The 746-nt window shown below is 69.8% G+C and carries 1 protein-coding gene; it reads left to right on the top strand.

All coding sequences use genetic code 11. The features are described 5' to 3' along the window. Nucleotides 1-298: 298 nt before the first annotated feature. Nucleotides 299-746, top strand: a 448-nt coding sequence (locus D7X12_RS14705) for an AMP-binding protein (protein WP_244224557.1), incomplete at its 3' end; no start/stop codon positions are given.

Raw genomic sequence — 746 nt, 5'->3', positions numbered from 1 at the left:
CGGCGCAAGGCTTCAGGGACATCCCCTCGCTCCTTGGCATGAAGGAGCGGGGGGCGCCCTGTAGCACCGGTGCAGACACCCGACGCGAGGGGGTGGTTGAAAGGGCTGTTCGGGCGCGGCTGAGACGCTCCCCCGGGAAGCTGGCGGCGCAGCATGTGCGCACGCGTTCCAACACGGCGGGACCTACGGGTTTAAGAGCAAGGGCTGCTAAGAAGTGTCAGCGCTTTTTCTGACACTTGGACGGCCCCCCGTGCCCGACTTCTCGCGAACCCTTCCTGGCCTCCTGTTGAATCTGGCGGTGGGCCCTTCAGCCCACGCGCCGCTGTACACGTTCCTGGGTGAAGTCGACGGCGACGAGACGGTGCTGAGCGCGTTCGAGCTGGACGTGCGAGCCCGGCGCATCGCCGCGGCGTTGCAGGCGCGAGGCGTGGTGGGCGAGCGCGTGTTGCTCCTGTACCCGCCGGGGCTGGACTACATCGCGGGCTTCTTCGGTTGCCTCTACGCGGGCGCGGTGGCGGTGCCGGCGTATCCGCCGGATCCGATGCGGCTGGAGCGCACCCTGCCCCGCCTGCGCGCCATCATCCAGGACGCCGAGGCGTCGGTGGTGCTCACCACGTCCGGCATCCTGGAGCTGTCCGACTTCCTCTTCGAGCAGGCGCCGGACTTCCGCGCGCTGCACTGGATGGCGACGGACACGCTGCCCGAGGGCGGCGAGCGGGAGTGGCGCACGCCGTCGGAGGTGGGCG

Source organism: Corallococcus sicarius, from assembly GCF_003611735.1.
Taxonomy (GTDB): Bacteria; Myxococcota; Myxococcia; order Myxococcales; family Myxococcaceae; genus Corallococcus; species Corallococcus sicarius.
The sequence above is the reverse complement of the archived record's forward strand: the minus strand, read 5'-3'. Positions and strand labels throughout refer to the sequence as shown.